19 protein-coding genes are annotated in these 14923 nt (G+C 65.8%); 12 read left to right on the plus strand and 7 right to left on the minus strand.

From position 1 onward, the window contains the following. Nucleotides 1-54 precede the first annotated feature (54 nt). Nucleotides 55-672 carry a hypothetical protein gene (locus tag Q0654_RS20400; RefSeq protein WP_298856865.1) on the minus strand — a complete coding sequence of 206 codons (618 nt, stop codon included), beginning with the start codon at nucleotides 670-672 and terminating at the stop codon, nucleotides 55-57. Between the two features lie 136 nt (nucleotides 673-808). Between Q0654_RS20400 and Q0654_RS20405 the strand changes: the two genes are divergently transcribed. From Q0654_RS20405 to Q0654_RS20420, 4 genes are all read left to right on the plus strand, one after another. Continuing rightward, nucleotides 809-1684, plus strand: coding sequence for a PD-(D/E)XK nuclease-like domain-containing protein (locus tag Q0654_RS20405; protein ID WP_298856866.1), 876 nt, complete (start codon nucleotides 809-811; stop codon nucleotides 1682-1684). Nucleotides 1685-1688: 4 nt separating this feature from the next. After that, the gene (locus Q0654_RS20410; RefSeq protein ID WP_298856867.1) at nucleotides 1689-2096 is read left to right on the plus strand and encodes a hypothetical protein; all 408 of its coding nucleotides are present in this window, start codon (nucleotides 1689-1691) and stop codon (nucleotides 2094-2096) included. 126 nt (nucleotides 2097-2222) lie between these two features. Further along, nucleotides 2223-2879, plus strand: coding sequence for an SOS response-associated peptidase family protein (locus Q0654_RS20415; protein ID WP_298856868.1), 657 nt, complete (start codon nucleotides 2223-2225; stop codon nucleotides 2877-2879). 55 nt (nucleotides 2880-2934) lie between these two features. After that, complete coding sequence (locus tag Q0654_RS20420; protein WP_298856869.1) at nucleotides 2935-3174, plus strand: hypothetical protein; 240 nt, start codon at nucleotides 2935-2937, stop codon at nucleotides 3172-3174. Nucleotides 3175-3254: 80 nt separating this feature from the next. Here Q0654_RS20420 and Q0654_RS20425 read toward each other — a convergent pair whose 3' ends face one another. Both Q0654_RS20425 and Q0654_RS20430 read right to left on the minus strand, forming a co-directional pair. Next, nucleotides 3255-4349, minus strand: a complete 1095-nt coding sequence (locus Q0654_RS20425; protein ID WP_298856870.1) for a transposase — start codon at nucleotides 4347-4349, stop codon at nucleotides 3255-3257. Next, nucleotides 4321-4947: a hypothetical protein gene (locus Q0654_RS20430; protein ID WP_298856871.1), complete on the minus strand. Its 627-nt coding sequence runs from the start codon at nucleotides 4945-4947 to the stop codon at nucleotides 4321-4323. Before Q0654_RS20430 ends, Q0654_RS20425 begins: the two co-directional genes overlap by 29 nt. 513 nt (nucleotides 4948-5460) lie before the next feature. Here Q0654_RS20430 and Q0654_RS20435 point away from each other — a divergent pair. The 3 genes from Q0654_RS20435 to Q0654_RS20445 all read left to right on the plus strand — a co-directional run bounded on the left by Q0654_RS20435 (nucleotide 5461) and on the right by Q0654_RS20445 (nucleotide 7503). Beyond that, entirely contained in the window at nucleotides 5461-6294 is an 834-nt protein-coding gene (locus Q0654_RS20435) for a hypothetical protein (protein ID WP_298856872.1), read from the plus strand. A gap of 118 nt (nucleotides 6295-6412) precedes the next feature. Beyond that, a complete protein-coding gene (locus Q0654_RS20440) occupies nucleotides 6413-7033 on the plus strand; it encodes an antitoxin Xre/MbcA/ParS toxin-binding domain-containing protein (protein ID WP_298856873.1) in 621 nt (206 codons plus the stop codon). Then, entirely contained in the window at nucleotides 7030-7503 is a 474-nt protein-coding gene (locus Q0654_RS20445) for an RES family NAD+ phosphorylase (protein WP_298856874.1), read from the plus strand. The genes Q0654_RS20440 and Q0654_RS20445 overlap by 4 nt, the downstream gene beginning before the upstream one ends. A 157-nt stretch (nucleotides 7504-7660) precedes the next feature. Here Q0654_RS20445 and Q0654_RS20450 read toward each other — a convergent pair whose 3' ends face one another. Beyond that, nucleotides 7661-8839, minus strand: coding sequence for a phage integrase N-terminal domain-containing protein (locus Q0654_RS20450; RefSeq protein ID WP_298856875.1), 1179 nt, complete (start codon nucleotides 8837-8839; stop codon nucleotides 7661-7663). Nucleotides 8840-9938: 1099 nt separating this feature from the next. Between Q0654_RS20450 and Q0654_RS20455 the strand changes: the two genes are divergently transcribed. Genes Q0654_RS20455 through Q0654_RS20470 form a run of 4 tightly spaced genes read left to right on the plus strand, consistent with a single transcriptional unit; the run spans nucleotide 9939 to nucleotide 12303 of the window. After that, a complete protein-coding gene (locus Q0654_RS20455; protein ID WP_298856876.1) occupies nucleotides 9939-10994 on the plus strand; it encodes a PRTRC system protein D in 1056 nt (351 codons plus the stop codon). After that, nucleotides 10991-11290, plus strand: a complete 300-nt coding sequence (locus Q0654_RS20460) for a hypothetical protein (protein ID WP_298856877.1) — start codon at nucleotides 10991-10993, stop codon at nucleotides 11288-11290. The genes Q0654_RS20455 and Q0654_RS20460 overlap by 4 nt, the downstream gene beginning before the upstream one ends. Before the next feature lie 19 nt (nucleotides 11291-11309). Continuing rightward, a complete protein-coding gene (locus Q0654_RS20465; RefSeq protein ID WP_298856878.1) occupies nucleotides 11310-11762 on the plus strand; it encodes a CFI-box-CTERM domain-containing protein in 453 nt (150 codons plus the stop codon). After that, nucleotides 11755-12303, plus strand: coding sequence for a PD-(D/E)XK nuclease family protein (locus Q0654_RS20470; RefSeq protein ID WP_298856879.1), 549 nt, complete (start codon nucleotides 11755-11757; stop codon nucleotides 12301-12303). The genes Q0654_RS20465 and Q0654_RS20470 overlap by 8 nt, the downstream gene beginning before the upstream one ends. A 1-nt stretch (nucleotide 12304) precedes the next feature. Here the strand turns inward: Q0654_RS20470 and Q0654_RS20475 are convergent, their stop codons facing one another. The 3 genes from Q0654_RS20475 to Q0654_RS20485 form a co-directional block, all read right to left on the minus strand. Continuing rightward, nucleotides 12305-12457 (minus strand): hypothetical protein, encoded by a 153-nt coding sequence (locus Q0654_RS20475; RefSeq protein WP_298856880.1) that lies wholly within the window; start codon nucleotides 12455-12457, stop codon nucleotides 12305-12307. A gap of 193 nt (nucleotides 12458-12650) precedes the next feature. Then, nucleotides 12651-13745 (minus strand): S49 family peptidase, encoded by a 1095-nt coding sequence (locus Q0654_RS20480; RefSeq protein ID WP_298856881.1) that lies wholly within the window; start codon nucleotides 13743-13745, stop codon nucleotides 12651-12653. Nucleotides 13746-13893: 148 nt separating this feature from the next. Continuing rightward, nucleotides 13894-14496, minus strand: a complete 603-nt coding sequence (locus Q0654_RS20485; protein ID WP_298856882.1) for a hypothetical protein — start codon at nucleotides 14494-14496, stop codon at nucleotides 13894-13896. Nucleotides 14497-14599: 103 nt separating this feature from the next. Here Q0654_RS20485 and Q0654_RS20490 point away from each other — a divergent pair, with 103 nt between their 5' ends. Continuing rightward, nucleotides 14600-14905, plus strand: a complete 306-nt coding sequence (locus tag Q0654_RS20490) for a hypothetical protein (RefSeq protein ID WP_298856883.1) — start codon at nucleotides 14600-14602, stop codon at nucleotides 14903-14905. Nucleotides 14906-14923: the final 18 nt, after the last annotated feature.

A 14923-nucleotide genomic window follows, 5' to 3' on the forward strand; every position in this document is an offset into this window, starting at 1 on the left:
ACGGGTTGTCCCCAAGGCATGGCGCGGTCCGGTGGGCATGCGGCTCTCGCGCTGTCAAGGCCAGGTCGGCCGGTCCGTGGCGTCGTCCTCCCGCGACAGCGGTGGTGCGGGTTCCAGCAGAGCCTGCGGAGCGGCGACCTCCTGTAGCTCGCCGAAAGGAATCGCAGCACCCAGCAGGCCCAATGGTCTTTCGCGCCGAGCGCCGGCGGCCGCCGTCGATGGCTGCAACAGCGACGATCCCGCAAGCATCGATGCCGGCGCGAGTGACGATGGGTCCGCTGACTTGGCTGCCGATGAAACCGGCGCCAATCCCCAGAAGCTCAGAGCGTTCTGCGATGGGGCCGTTCGGCGTGCCTTCGAGAGGATTGCCTTGCGTGTGCGGCCGGACTGCGGTCCAGCCGGCGGTGTCGTCGGCGTGAGGCGCTTCTCTAGCGACGAAGGCGCATCGTCGAGTTCGGTCCGCAGGCGTGTTGCCTGCCCCCAATCGTTGACCTGGCTGACGGTCGGCACACCGCCAGGCACTTCAAGTCTGCCGCGCCCGAGCCTGCGCAGGCCCTGCTTCAGCTGGTCGAGGAGTCTGATCATGCGGGAAGTGACCCATTGGGTGTCGTCTGCTTCGAGGCATCCAATCTGCCGGTGCGCGGCCGTCGGGTACAGCAGAAATCCCGCCACAAATCATCGCGAAAGTCCCGCTCAGCGTGGGCCATGCAGCGCGCTGAGGTTTCACGGGGCTGAGCCTGGGACCCGCCGCTACGCAGCGACTTGATGGTGCCGAGTCCACCGGTATCTTGTCCGCAGGAGGTTCGATATGGACGAACTGTCGGTTGTGGAATCGGTGGAAGCTGGGCAGTCGCCTGCTTCGGCGGCGCGATCAGTCAAGGACATCCCGCTGGGCATCACGCGCGGTATGGCCTCCGATGACTATCACGCCGAGCGCAGTGCCGTGTCGTCGTCGCAACTCAAGCGCATGCTGGTCAGCCCCGCCCACTTCATGTGCGGCCTGAACGAGCCGGAGGAATCGACCGAAGCCATGCTGTTCGGCACCATGCTTCATGGCCGCATGCTGGAGAGCGATTCGTTCACGACACGATTCTTCGCGACGCCGAAGGTGAACCGGCAGACGAAGGAGGGCAAGGCGCTCGCCGAGGGCTACAGGCTCGAGGCTGCCGGACGGACGATGTTTCCGGCGGACTGGTTGCCCGGCATCGAGCGCATCGTGGACAACGCGCGAATGCACGACAAGGCCCGCGTGATCCTGGGCACGGGCGAAGCCGAAGTGGCGCTCGCCTGGATCGATCCGGAGACCGGCATCAAGTGCAAGATCAGGATCGACTGGTGGCATGGCACCAGGACGCTCGCGGACGTCAAGTCGGCGGTGGACGTCACCCGGGATGGCTTCTCGAAGGCCTGCGCGCGAATGCACTACGCGCTGTCCGCTGCCATGTACTGCGAAGGCGTGTACCAGGTGACCGGCGAGGAACCGGAATGGGCCTTCATCGCCTGCGAGAAGGAGGCGCCGAACACTGTCGCGGTGTACCGGGCCAGCGATGCCTTCCTGCGACGGGGCCAGCAGGACTTCCGACGTGCCATGCGACGCCTGGCCGAGTGCCGCAGCCGGAACCACTTTCCCATGTTGCAGGGCGACGGCGATTGGGAGAGCATCGACCTCCCACGCTGGGCCTGAGCACATGCCGACGAAACAGAGTCCCACCGGTCGATCGGTGCCCGAACCGCCATCACCTGCGCTGACCAGGGCAGGGCCTCACGTCGGCCACCGTGGGGCCCTCACGAAAGCGCCGCGGAACGCGCGGATCGTTAACGCCAGCAGGGCCGGCGAGCCGGCACAGAACATCGCGCCCAATCACGGCCTGAGTGTCGAGCGCATCCGGCAGATCGTCGCGGCGGCTGAGGGCCTGGAGCGCGGCAGACCCGAGGCATTCGACTATCTCTGCCGGCGAACGCGTGATCTGCTCGAACGGCAGGGCTGGACGACAGTTCCGCTCGTGCGTGACGCCTACCTGGCTGTGCCGGGTGGTGAACGGCTGTTGCAGGTGCCGGGATTCGGTCGCAAGTCCCTGCGGGAAGTGCGACGCTAGCTGTGGCTACAGATAGGCGATCCGCGCTTCGAGGACCTCGACAGTCCAAACGCCGCAGGCAGAAGCGGGGCACCGGGGCAGACGATGCGCAGCAACGGGTGATGCGCCGGCCGGTACGATGCCGGCATGTGCAATCGGTATGTGTCCCCCGAGGCCGGCGACATGGAACGCTACTGGCATGTCGGTGCCCGCCAGCCCTGGCGTGCCGCCGAAGTGTTTCCACGGGCGCCGGGTCCGTTCCTGCGCGCCGACAGGGAGAAGCCGCTGAGCCGCGAACTGGTCATCGGCCAGTGGGGGCTCGTGCCCTGGTTCGCCAAGACGGCCAAGCTGACCTACTCGACCAACAACGCCCGCTTCGAGGAGATCACCACGAAGGCGTCCTTCAAGAGTTCGTGGAGCTACGGCAAGCGCTGCATCATCCCCGCGGTGTCGTTCGACGAACCGAACTGGGAGTCGGGCAAGAACGTCTGGTGGCGCTTCCGGCGCGCCGACGGGGCACCCTGGGGTCTTGCTGGTCTGTGGAACACCTGGACGGACAAGACCACCGGTGAAGTCGTCGAGAGCTACACGATGCTGACGCTGAACGCCGACATCCACCCGTTGATGAACCGCATGCACAAGCCGGACCCGAAGCTCGGGCCCGACCGACAGGACAAGCGGTCCGTGGTGCCCATCGAATTGGAGGACGTCGATGCTTGGCTCAACGGTTCGCCGGAGGCCGCTGCCGCGCTGGTCAGGCTCGCGCCCGCGCAAGTGTTCGATGCCGGTCCCGTCGCGCCATGACTCATGGCCCGACACGCCGCAGCGGTGAAGGCGCTCTCGGAGTGGAGGCCACCTGATGGTGGACACCGAACGGCTTGAAGCGAAGGGCCCTCGCGGTGAGGCCTGCATCATCATCAGGACATGGGCGGCACCAGCGGCGCCGCCAACTGGCGATGCGGCAAGTGAGCGGGGGCAGCCGTCCTACCGCCTGGCCACCGGCGAGCGCCTCAACATGACCGACAACCCTGCGGTGTTCGAGACGCTTGACCGGTCGCGCCGGTTCACGCTCAGACCTGACTTTGACAGTTCCAAGTGACAAGCCGTCGTAAGCCCGCGCTGTGCAACGAGTTTTCGGCCCCACGCCGCAGGGCCGTGTATCTATGGGGTTTGCCCGTATCAGGCGAGCTGAAGAACGGGCGGCGGTGGCTTGATTTGCAAGGATTTCAAGCACTTAGCCGCCTCCGGCGCCGGGTCGGTGACCTGCCAGACGGTACCGTGAGGGCTCAACAATTGCGCGAGCTGGATGCGCCGCAGCCGGTCCGAGACGTTGCGCCACGTGTCGGCGCAGGCGTGCTCGACGGTTCTCTCCAGCAGCAGCGACAGCACCGTGATGGCCACATGCGAGTGGATGCGGTGCGGCGCCCAGTGGAACACCGGGCGCATGTCCAGCGTGCTCTTCATGTCGCGCCAAGCCTGCTCCACGCGGATCATCTGCTTGTACCCCAGCGCCATGTCTTCGGCACTGAGCGTGTCGTCGTTGCCGTGCACGAGGAACTTGCCGTCGTAGTGCTCGGCGGCCTTGATCGCCTTGGCATCGAGCTGCAGCCCCTTGTCGCCCAGCGTGAGGTACTTGCCCCAGCGGCTGGAACTGCGCAGCGCGGCCACGCGTTTGCTCTGCACATCCTGGGCGGCGTCCCCCATCGCGGCCAGCTCGGCCTCGAGATGGTCGAGCAAGTGGCGCCGATGGGCCTGCTGCCGCTGCGCCTCCTCGGGGTTGAAGCACACCACGTAGCGCAGGCGACGCTCGCCGTCGCCGATCACGACCTCCTTGATCTGCAGCCGCTGGTTGACTGTGCGGTAGCGGCCTGCGCGCGAGAGCACCTGTTGGGTCAATGCGTCGCCGCGGCACATCGGCATGCACATGAGGTACTTGCCGCCGCCGGCGGCCAGCGCCTTGAAGTTGGCCGCCGAGACCATGCCCGCATCGCCCACGAACAGGCAGCGCGTGAGTTGCCAGTCGCGCAGGTCGCGCTTGACCTGCGCCACCGTGCTCACGTCCACCGTGTTGCCGGGGAACACCCAGTGCCGCACGGGGAAGCCTTCGCGCGTGACGGCCATGCCCACGACGATCTGCGGCGCGTCCCCTCGCCCGTTCTTGGACAGCCCGCGCTTGCGCGGCGCGCGGTAGGCCTTGGCCCCAGCGGCCTTGCTGCCATGCACGAGGTCCTCGGCTCCGACACCCTCATCGTCCAGGTCGATCTCGAAGTGCAAGGACGTTCGTGTCGTAGAACAACACCTCCACGTCCAGATTCAGCAGGTCTGCCACACGAAGGAAGATCTCGCGCTCGATGGGCTCCTTGTTGGCCTCCAGGAAATCCATCGCGCGGTACAGGTGCTGCAGCGACAGGCCCTGGGTGCCCGGGATGTGGACCTCCTCCTTGAGCCACTGCTCCCAGCAGTACAGCTTGGAGCAGGGCGCGCAGGCGCGATTGGCCACCATCGCGAACAGCGCACGTTCCACATCGAAGCCCAGGTGGCGGGATCGCGCCTGTGTCCGGATCACCTGGTCGATGCCCAGGCGTTGCCACAGCGCCTGCAGCACGTAGACCTCGCCGTAGGGCCAGGCGCACACCAGGCGCAGATCGCCGTTGCTGGCGCCCACGATCTCCTCGGGCGAGCAGCGCCGAAGGATGCTGGCGGCAAGTCTGCGCAAGCGCTCGACAACGGCAGGGTCATCGGCGCGGCCACAGTTGTAGACCACGTGCGTCTCGGAGCGGCGCCGCTCGGGCGCCCAAACGTTCTCGGCCAGTTGGAGGTACGACACCGTGCTGCCGTCGGCGCGTCGCTGCTTGGACTCACGCAGGTACATGTGCCCAAGCGTAGGCAACATCTCCAGGAAAAAGCAAGGGGTCTGCGCCGATCCGTGTATCTAGGCAATTGGCGCCGATCGACCCCTACCACCCTCGCCAAATCAACAACTTACGCAACCTCGACGCGCCAGAACCGGGTCTATGTGCCCCAGAACTGTCAAAGTCAGGTCAGAGATCCGACCTGATTCAGGCGCGCGGTGTGCGCGCGGTGCCCGGCGAACGGACCGGGTCCGGCACCACACGGGTACTGCGCGCAATTGCGCAGGGACTTCCGGTTGAGTTGAACGGCCTGACCGCTGACATTGGCACGACCGGCACTCTCGTCGGAGTGGCAGTGGAGGCTTGCAGGACTGCGTTTCGGCGTAGGCCCATGACCTCCACTCGCCCGGTGTCGACATGCTCAATCAAGCCCATCGCTGGCGCCCCGGGAAGGCATTGCAACTGCCGCCCCATCGACAGACAGCAGTGGATTCGGTCCGGGCCGGTCGCACATGCACAGGAGGTGGGTCGCAATGGATGGATTGACCGAAAGACTGCTCGCGATGGCGCGGGGCGCGAGCCATGAGCAGCAGGACTACCTCGAAGTGATCGAGCGGGTGCTGGACCAGCGCCAGGCGGACTTCGACGCCCTGGCCGCTGAAGCGCTGGATCACTTCCTGGAGTCGGGGCTCGACCGCGATATCGGCTTGGTCGGGGTGGCCACTGCTTTCTGGTTGCAGAACCAGGACAGTGAGCGGGCGGCCATGAACGGCGCCGAACTTCTTGCCAGTCTCGCTGCGATGGGTCTGCCCAGCGCCCTCTACAACATCGCCGTGCTTCAGATCAGACAGGGCGAGAACCTGACCGAGGCCACGCAGTTGGTTCGCGAGGTGTCCCGTTTGCCAGACGTCGAACAGGACCTGCGGGCCCTGGCACTCGCAGTGCTCGGGGACAGCCTTGCCGATGGACGCGGCTGCCGCCGTGACCTGGACCGCGCGTATGCCTGCTTCGAGGAAGCGGCTCGACTCGGCAACCCGGATGCGATGTTTGCGTTGGGTGTCTTCCTGCAAGGCAAGGAAGAGCAGTGGCGTGGTGTCCGCGACCTGGACCGGGCGGCAGATCTCTACTGCCGAGCGATGTCGCTTGGTGTGCACCTGGCGCGGACCAACCTGGGCTGCCTGCACGCTGCAGGACTGATCCGCGCCGCGGATCGCGAGCATGGACTGTCCTTGCTCAGGCAGTCGGTGGCCGAGGGCGACATGGTGGCGCGCGACGCGCTGCGGGCTCTCGAGCAGGGCGTGCCCGGCGGGTCGCCCAGCGACCGGTTACCTGGCGGTGATGACGGGAATACCGGCAAGGACGCCTGACGCAAACGCACGGGGACAAGTGCGAGTGGTTCCTCGTGTGCGTGACCACGCCGTGCTTGCTGGAGTCGTGCAAATGCACTATGATGCTTGTGCGTTTGCACGCAACCCGGGGTCACACATGACAGCACTTGCAGCAGCGACAGTCCAGCCCTTGCCACCGCGACCTGCGGCGTCGCTCTTCGAGTGGGCCGCCGCCATCAACGGACTCGCGGCCAGGGCGGGGAGCGCGCGCAAGGGCTCCAAACCGGCCAGGCGCGGCAACACCGAGCCGGCAGGCGCCGGCCGGCTCCTTCTGACGGGCGGCGACCTGGATGCCGGCACCGTCCCGCACCGGACCCCTGGCGGCGAGGCACTCGGGTATCGCATGGAACCGGATGTTGCGGAACATCTGGCCATCGACGGACTGGACCCGGACTTCCTCGGCGACATCGCGGGTTTCAGCGGTCTCGATTCGCGCGACGTGCTGGACTTCGCGGGCATCGACCGAACGACGGTCAGCCGCCGCAAGGCCAGTGGCTCGGCGTTGCCGCAGGATGCCGCCGTCAAGGCACTTCAGATCACGGATCTGCTGACCCAGGCCACCGAGGTCTTCGGCTCGCCGGCGCAGGCGTCGACGTGGCTGACCCGGCCGCATCCGTCACTGGATGGCGAGACCCCGCTCAAGCGCGCGCGCACGCCGTGGGGCATGAGCAAGGTCCAGTCGATACTCGTCGCACTGCGTTACGGCGCCGCCGCTTGAGCATCACTGTCTTCCGCATCGGCCTGGCCGCCGCGAAGACCGTTGTCGATCAAGCCTACGGTTCGGCACTGGCGCCCGGCCGCTGGCACAGCCTGCGAATGGGTGCTGCATCGCGGCGGGTGATCTACTGCGCAGGGTCGCGCGCGCTGGCGCAACTCGAGAAGCGTGTTCATGCGAACGGCATCGCGCCGGTCGGGCAGGCCCTGTTCCGACTCGAACTGCCCGCCGGCCTGGTGGTCCGGACCGCGCAAGCCGCCGGGCTGCCGGGCAACTGGCGCGACAGCGAGGCCGTGACGCAAACGTTCGGAGATCGATGGCTGGATGCGGGCGCCGAATTGGCGCTGTGGGTCCCGTCATACGTCGAGCCTGCCGAACACAACCTGATCATCAATGCCCTGCATCCGAGGCTCGCGGAGGTCGCGCTCGTACCGGAACGCGACCCGTTCGAGTTCGATCCTCGCCTGGCTTAACCTCGTCACCGACGGCTTTCGCGACGAAGAGACGGGAAGTCTCGCGAGGGAGGCGGCGGGCCGCACCGACCGGTCCTCGGCGGGCCCCCGCGCTCGCCGGAAGCTGTTGCCGAGCGCCGGTGGCCAGGGTGCGCGGTTCGCATGACACGGGCATCGATCAAGCGGCAGGATCGTTGGCAGCTTCGGGCAGGCCCGCATCGGACCCCAGGTAGCCCGTGCTGGCGCGTTCACGGTTGTGGCCGAGCACCCTGGACACGCGCTTCCTGGCCGGCTTGTTGCCCTCAGGGCGAGACATTCCACCACGCACTGGCGACGGGCCGCCGGCGTCCGCCTCGAAGTGGTCGTTGGCGTATTGGTGGCGCAAGCCGTGCGACACGACGCCAAGGTCGGCCTTCGAGATGCCGAACTTGCGGATGACGTAGTAGAAGCGCGCCTGGTTCTGAAGGCTGGTGAAGCCGGGCCGCCCGACATAGTGGCCTGGGGGCACGAGCTTCATGACCCGGTCGAGCAGTTCCTGTTGCGCCTGCGTCTGGATGGGGATGTCCCTGGGGCGCCCGCCCTTGGAGCCGGCACTGATGTGCAGGAAGGTCCGGCATTCCGGAAACGCTGCCGCGTCCCGCGGGCTGGCGGCATCGAAGGTGACGATGGCGCCGTGGGGCTTCAGGTGCCGTGCCTCCTTGCCCCGCAGGCCGAAGCCGGCCTCGAGTTCCAGCTGCAGGCCTACCCAGTGGTCGAAGCGGGCGATCTCCGCGATCTTGGCGGCGATGTCGACGTTCATGGCCGACCAGCTGCGGTCTTCCGTGGCAACTTCCGATCGATGGGCGTGCGGCGAGTCGGCGCCGACGTAGAACTCCGGCTCGCGCACCATGCCCGACTTGCCGATCCAGCCCGCGAACGTGCGCAGGAAGCTGAGGTAGTTGTGGATGGTCGCGGTGGAGAGGCGACGTTCCAGCCACCGCGCCACCATGGCTTCGATGTGGCGGTTGGCCAGCTGCCGCGGATCGAGGTTGCGGTACGGCGTCTCGTGGCGCAACTCGCGGAAAAAGCTGACCACCATGCGCTGTCGGTCGTGCATGGTCTTGAACGACACGCCCTTGTTCTTCTTGCTGTGTTGGCTGTTGTACTTCGCGAAGTAGGCGCCGATGACACGCAGGTAGTCGGGGGTGCCCATCGGCAGCGATGCAAGGACGATGTCGGGGTCCGACGGGGAACCCGTCGGTGGACGCCACGAATGGGTGTGGGTTCGCGGCAGTCCGTTGTGCAGCGTGCGCGGCGAGTTCTTCGATGACATGGGAGGGCTCCAGAAATTGACCGCGTGAGCCAGGGCAGTCGTCATTCGGGTGGGGACGCGTCATGGTTCAACCACGCACCGGCGTCCCCGCGCGGGCATGGCTTTGGAGGTCGATCGATGTCATCCGGGCGGCAGACCTCCGTGCCGACAGATGCTTCCAGGGTTTGCAGCCGAGGTCGGCTGCTGGTGGTCGTAAAAATGACTATCCAGGTGAGTGCAGAGCGTTTCCGCAGGGCACCCCCGCGCACTTCGAAGTGCGTGGCACCGGCATCTCGTTCGGATGCAGGTTGCCACCCAGGCTGACCTGGGTTCGCTGGGTTGTTCAGTGACCCGGTGCTTCCCGCTGGAAGAACTCCCCTACCACCGGGGAGTGCGGGGCCGCGTCTACAGCCGTGTACCGCGCCTCTACAGGGGCGACAAGACACACGGGCGCCTCAAGGGCGATCGACGAAGGCTCGGGTAGGTCATGTGCTGCCCGGGGGCAGCGCACGTCGCAGGCTCGCGCATTGGCGGCGTCTGCGACCTCGAAGGGTCCGTTGAACGGATCGATATGGGATGGAATCACCGCGTCTGGCGCGGTACGGCTCTCGAACTTGAAGAACAGGAGCCGGCGGCTGGTGCGGGTCACGACCGCTAACGGCTGCTTCATGGCACCGAGGCCAACGGACACAGCATCCGGCCTGCTTGTGATCGAGGGATCTTGTGGCAGGCACACAAGGCTCGGGCGGAAGTTGACACCATTGCGCCGGCCGATGTCAAGCACTGGACTTGCATAAAGGGCTGGGCTTGATCTTTGGAATTCCTGCATTAGCGCGGACTATTCTTTGAACTCGAAATCGCACGAATCCACGCCAGGGTTGACAAAGAAATTGCTTGGCCTCTAGTCACGAAAAACTCCGGACGGAGAGAACCGATCAGGCCGACGGGGAGGCACGCTCGCCGAACTGGGGCCCGTGAGGGGACCAACTGGAACGCGGCGAGGCGATCGACGCCCATCGCGTGTCCGCGCAGGGGGCCGTTGCGGGCCTCTCCAGCACTTGTGCCTTCACTTTCGGGTGCTGTTTGCTGCTGATTTCCGCTTGTTCGATCCGATCGATCTGCCGATCCTCGATGACACCCGTGCTCTCTGTGGAAAGGGCGGAACATGAGCATCGTCGTCAGGGCCATCGACGTCGGCTTCGGCAACACGAAGTACGTCACGGCATCAGCGCAGGGCCAGGTCGACTGTGCCCACTTCGCTTCGCTGGCCTACTTCGGACAGGACGAGATTCCGGTCGAGTCGATGGGCGGCAGGCGCCGTACTGTCCAGGTGCCGGTCGACGGCCTGCTCTACGAGGTCGGGCCTGATGTCGAGTTCGCCGCGGACAGGTTCCGTTCGCGTCAACTGCACGACGGGTACACCCAGACGGCCGAGTACCGGGCGCTTGCGACCGGTGCTTTGCACTTCATGAAGGTAGAGACCGTCGACCTCCTCGTGGTCGGGCTGCCCGTGTCGCAGTACACGAGCAAGCGCGCGGCTCTCCAGAAGGCGATGACAGGGACCTTCCACGCCGGTCGCAAGCAACGGATCGTGGTCAAGCGGGCACTCGTCGTGCCGCAGCCCCAGGGCGCGCTCTACTGGTGCGCGCAGCAGAACCCAAGCGTTGGCTTGCCAAAGTACAAGTCGCTGGTGATGGACGTGGGTTCGCGGACCTTCGACTGGCTGGTCACGCGTGGCATGCGGGTTGTTCCGCACATGAGCGACTCCGTCACCCGGGGTGTCTCCGACATCCTCCGCCATATCGCTGACACCGTCGGCGCCAGGATGAAGGAGGACTTCCGGGATCTGGATGCAGTCGACCGGGCTTTGAGGTCGGGGCAGATCCTGCGGCTCAATCAGATTGACCATGACCTGAAGAAGTTCGACACCGCCATCCACAAGATCGCCGACCAGGCGCTCGATTTCGTTCTCGCCAGGCTCGACGGCCCGCAGGAACTCGAACACATCATCCTGGTCGGTGGCGGCGCTTACCTCTACACGAAGGCGGTGCGGCGGCGCTTCCCGAAGCACAAGATCACCGAGGTCGCCGATCCGATGTACGCCAATGTGAGGGGCTTCCAGCTGCTCGGCGAGCAGTACGTCCGGGAGCGACCGGAGCTGTTCAGAGCGGACGGTGGCAGCGTGACCAGCGAGGCGTCGGTGTCGGCGGGGAGCCAGTGACCGCGGCCCGGAAGGACGGATCGGTCCGGATCAAGCTCACCATCTCGCGCGAAGAGCATCCTGCCATGTTCGAGGCGCTGGCCAGCATCCGCAATCCACGGCGCAGGACCGGGAGGCTGAAGGAACTGGTCGTCAAGGCACTGACCCTGGAGCAGGTCGGTGCGACAGCGATCCTCGGTCCGCTTCTTCCCGACGGTGCCTGTCCAGGCGTTGCTCCCGGCGGCGAAGCCGCAAGGGCAGGCCCTCCGGCCACTCCAGTCGCATTGATGCTGGAGTGGGACGAGTCCACGACTTGAACCGGGCCGCCGACTGACCATGACCGATCGCGACGAGTTCGTCAGTGCAAGCGACCTGGCCCGCATGGGCTACTGCGAGCGGCAGGTGGCCTTCGACGCTTCCCATGGGCAGCGCCTGACGGTGGAGCAGGCGCGGGCGCGAGACCGCGGCCTGAAAGCGCATGCCGCCTTCTACGACGAGAGTCGCAGGATTGCGGCCGCCAGCGCCACGAAGGGCCGGTGCTTCATCGCCACACTGGCGCTCGGGGAGTGCGACGACACGCGCGTGTTGCGCGCTTTCAGGGACCTGTATCTGAGGCGATCAGCTTGCGGACGGTGGTTCGTCGGAGCCTACTACGCGACTTCGCCAGCGCTGTGCTGCTGGCTGGAGTCACGGCCGCGCGCGATCCGGGCCCTGCGCTGGCTGCTGAAGGGGCTGGCCCGTGCGGCCGGTGCCGCGGTGAATCTGAAGGTGGGACGCGACGATGGGTGACGGGGTTGCCGCGCTGATCCTGCTGATCGCCTTCATCGCGTCCGCGATCCTGTTCGCCAGAAGGCGGTCGTCGCAGATCGACGACATCGAGCGTGGCCTTCCCGCCGAACTGCGCGGCGCCGAGATCGCCTATGCCGAGCGGACATTCAGATCGCATCGACATCGCCTGGTGGCCAGGCTGGACCGCGCATACCGGACACCGGCGGGGGTTCAGCTTGTCGAGCTGAAGACGCGCCCTCGCGACGCCGTGTACATGTCCGACGTGATCGAGCTGTCGACACAACGGATTGCCCTGCAGGACGAGACCGGCGAGACAGTCTCTGATGAGGCGTGGGTCGTCGTCCAGAACAGCCGAAGCGGCTCGCGCAGGCCGAGCAGGGTCCGCCTGCTGGGGCAGTCCGAGATTGCTGCGATGCGCGAGCGTTACGTGGCTGTCGTGCACGGCAGGGTGGGCAGGCCAGCCCCGGCGCGGACGCCTTCGCAGTGCGACCACTGCGCGCACAAGGCGAGGTGCGGAGCCAAGTATCAGGACCGTGCCTGAATCACTTGGCGGGAGGCGGCCCGACGAGACAGCGCCGGCGACGGCGCTCAAGGGCGACACGTCGACCGACCAGCAGCATGACCACGATGCCCCACATCGAGGTGGCCAGCAGTACCCAGCCGCCGGCAGCAGCAGGTAGCAGCAGGGCCGACAACGCGAACCCGGGGACTGTCGTTGCAAGCAGGAACCTGTCGCAACCTCGCGCAACCTGCCTGAAGCCCGAATCGTCCAGCGATCGGAGATGGTGACGCCCGGATCTCAACACTAGGAGCGCGGCCAGCAGCGGTATTACCCAACGATGCGCGTTGTCGTCGGGGGGCATGCCGCACGAACTGCGGCGTCCGCGTTCAGCGGACAACGACACCCGTCGTCGTCAGGCGCTGCACCGAACTCACGACTGCGTCCTGAATGGTCCGACCGAGCAGCTGCAGACCCTGGTTGCTGGGACCGAAATCGTAGGCCTGGACACCCCAGGTGCTGGCAACGTATTCGTCGATCGTGCCGACGGCATCCACCAGGCCGATCTCCTTTGCTTCGGGGCCGGCCCACACTTCGCCGGTCGCGACGTCGACGCCCGCCTTGAGTTGGGGCCCGCGCCGCGCCTTCACCTCCTCGAGGAAGTACGTGCCCATCTGATCGACCAGCTTCTGCGCCTTCAGGTCGACTTCGGGTGTCACCGGCGTGAAGGGATTCAGGAAGGACTTGAGCTTGCCCGACGCATAGACCCGCTGGCTGACGTCGTACTTGGCAATCGCACGATCCAGTTGCCATGGGGCCATGATCGCCCCGATGGATCCAACCAGGGAGTACCTGCCTGCGACGATCTTGTCGGCGTGCAGGGCGATCAGGAAGGCCGCGCTGGCGCCGAGGTTGTTGATCACCGCGACGACCGGCTTCGGGTGTTTGCGCTTGAGCGAGCCGATGGCGGTGTAGATGCGCTCGGCTTCCACAGGCGCCCCGCCAGGGCTGTCGATCGACAGCACGACCGCCTTGACGTTGGGATTCGCGAAAGCCTTCTCCAGCAGGGGCACGATCGAGTCCGCCGAAGCGTGATCGGTCGACGAGATCTGGCCCTCGATGCGCACGACGCCCACCACGTCGCCAAACGGGCCCCATCGGAACCCGGTCGAACTCAGGAAGAAGAGGAAGTAGACGATGCCAAGCAGGACGGGCAGGCCGAAGACCATGGCCTGGAACAGCATGCGCCAGCGGTGCTCAGACTTCCGCTCTCCGGCCGCGAGCCGCTGAGCCTCCTGGAACGATTCACGTTGCCCCCGCATCTCGCGCATCAACTCCAGCAGGAGACCTGTCTGCCCGTGCTGAGCCATGACATTCGCCTGGGAGTCTGGAGTCGCATCGTTGCCGTCCGCTTGGCCCGCCATGGGCGGCCGCACTGGACCGGTTTCGGATTGCGACGCAGGGCGGTCTTGGTCGTTGGTCATCTTGGATCTCCGGCTGCTGAGCGCAGTGAGCGAGGCCAAGATAGGCAGGATGCATGCCTCTGAAAAGCGAAAATGCCGGGGCTGCTGCGGGCTGAAGTGAGGGATTCAGCGGCGCACCGGCAGGATCGCCGGACACAGGCCGGAGCGGTTACTTCGGGCAGGCGCCACCCTGAAGCAGTGAAGCCAGGGTGACCTTGTCACAGTTGGTCTTCTTGTCAGGGATGCCGGCAGGCGCTGGCACGCTCTCGACGCGAGCAGCTCCCTGGAGTCGGGCTTTGAGCGATTCCAACGGATCAGCACGTTCGAGTTCGCCAAGGTGCGCACCGAGCGCGTTCCTCTTCGTGATCGGGCAGCGCAATTCAAACCCCGGCTCCGAACCACCAAGGAACGGGATAGAAACCTCCGATCGAACGACTGTGGCAACAGCACAAGCTGAGTTCGCGAGTTGAACCAGAGATTCAGCTGCGACTGCGAGGTCGGACATGCCTTGCAGAATCAGGATCTGGCCGTCGGCACACTTCTGGGCAACGAACGAGGCGGACAGGCGAAAGTACGCATCGACCTGGTCGCGCTTTGCGGCTGCTGCTGGGATGAGCAGAGAACCTCCAAGGAACCCAATCGTGTTCGGCGCCAGATCGCAAACCGTTGCATCTGTGACCTTGCCGGGTCGAAGGGCAACGGCGTACGCAGGGGACTGGTAGGCAGTCAGGAAGGCGGCCAAACACGCCGTGAGCAGGCTGCGATCAAGCATTCTGGTCTCCTTGACAGCATCGCCGGACGAGTATAAAGATTGGCCTCAAGGGAAGGCGATCAACTGCTCGCCTGACGAGCCGACAACCTTGATGGAGCCCGCAGTGAACCGCGTACGAACTGTCCTTTTGGCCTTTGTAGTGGTCGGCGGTCTCGCGGCTGCCACGGTGACCGACAGAGGTGCGTTCGTCATGGGCTTCTTCTTTGTATTCTGGGGCGGCGCATCAGCGGCGGTCATGTGGGTTGCGAGTCGCAACTGGGCTGCGGCGCAGGAAGTCGACCCTGACCTTCGGAGCGCTACCAGTGCTGAGAATCGCCCGTTCTTTGACGAGAATGGAGTTCATCGGTTCCAGGGCGACGTGTTTGACGCGGAGAATCATCCGACGCCGGGTGCACAGGGCCGCATCTGAGGGTGCGGCGCTTCCAGT

Source organism: uncultured Aquimonas sp. (genome assembly GCF_937888285.1).
Lineage (GTDB): Bacteria > Pseudomonadota > Gammaproteobacteria > Xanthomonadales > Xanthomonadaceae > Aquimonas.

Bases quoted from the DNA above. Each gene is read 5' to 3' on its own strand.
- Q0654_RS20410 (WP_298856867.1), top strand. From the start codon at position 1,689: ATGCCGACGAAACAGAGTCCCACCGGTCGATCGGTGCCCGAACCGCCA.
- Q0654_RS20480 (WP_298856881.1), bottom strand. From the start codon at position 13,745: ATGACCAACGACCAAGACCGCCCTGCGTCGCAATCCGAAACCGGTCCA.
- Q0654_RS20450 (WP_298856875.1), bottom strand. From the start codon at position 8,839: ATGACGACTGCCCTGGCTCACGCGGTCAATTTCTGGAGCCCTCCCATG.
- Q0654_RS20435 (WP_298856872.1), top strand. From the start codon at position 5,461: ATGGATGGATTGACCGAAAGACTGCTCGCGATGGCGCGGGGCGCGAGC.
- Q0654_RS20470 (WP_298856879.1), top strand. From the start codon at position 11,755: ATGGGTGACGGGGTTGCCGCGCTGATCCTGCTGATCGCCTTCATCGCG.
- Q0654_RS20415 (WP_298856868.1), top strand. From the start codon at position 2,223: ATGTGCAATCGGTATGTGTCCCCCGAGGCCGGCGACATGGAACGCTAC.
- Q0654_RS20485 (WP_298856882.1), bottom strand. From the start codon at position 14,496: ATGCTTGATCGCAGCCTGCTCACGGCGTGTTTGGCCGCCTTCCTGACT.
- Q0654_RS20430 (WP_298856871.1), bottom strand. From the start codon at position 4,947: ATGTACCTGCGTGAGTCCAAGCAGCGACGCGCCGACGGCAGCACGGTG.
- Q0654_RS20420 (WP_298856869.1), top strand. From the start codon at position 2,935: ATGGTGGACACCGAACGGCTTGAAGCGAAGGGCCCTCGCGGTGAGGCC.
- Q0654_RS20440 (WP_298856873.1), top strand. From the start codon at position 6,413: ATGACAGCACTTGCAGCAGCGACAGTCCAGCCCTTGCCACCGCGACCT.
- Q0654_RS20405 (WP_298856866.1), top strand. From the start codon at position 809: ATGGACGAACTGTCGGTTGTGGAATCGGTGGAAGCTGGGCAGTCGCCT.
- Q0654_RS20455 (WP_298856876.1), top strand. From the start codon at position 9,939: ATGAGCATCGTCGTCAGGGCCATCGACGTCGGCTTCGGCAACACGAAG.
- Q0654_RS20465 (WP_298856878.1), top strand. From the start codon at position 11,310: ATGACCGATCGCGACGAGTTCGTCAGTGCAAGCGACCTGGCCCGCATG.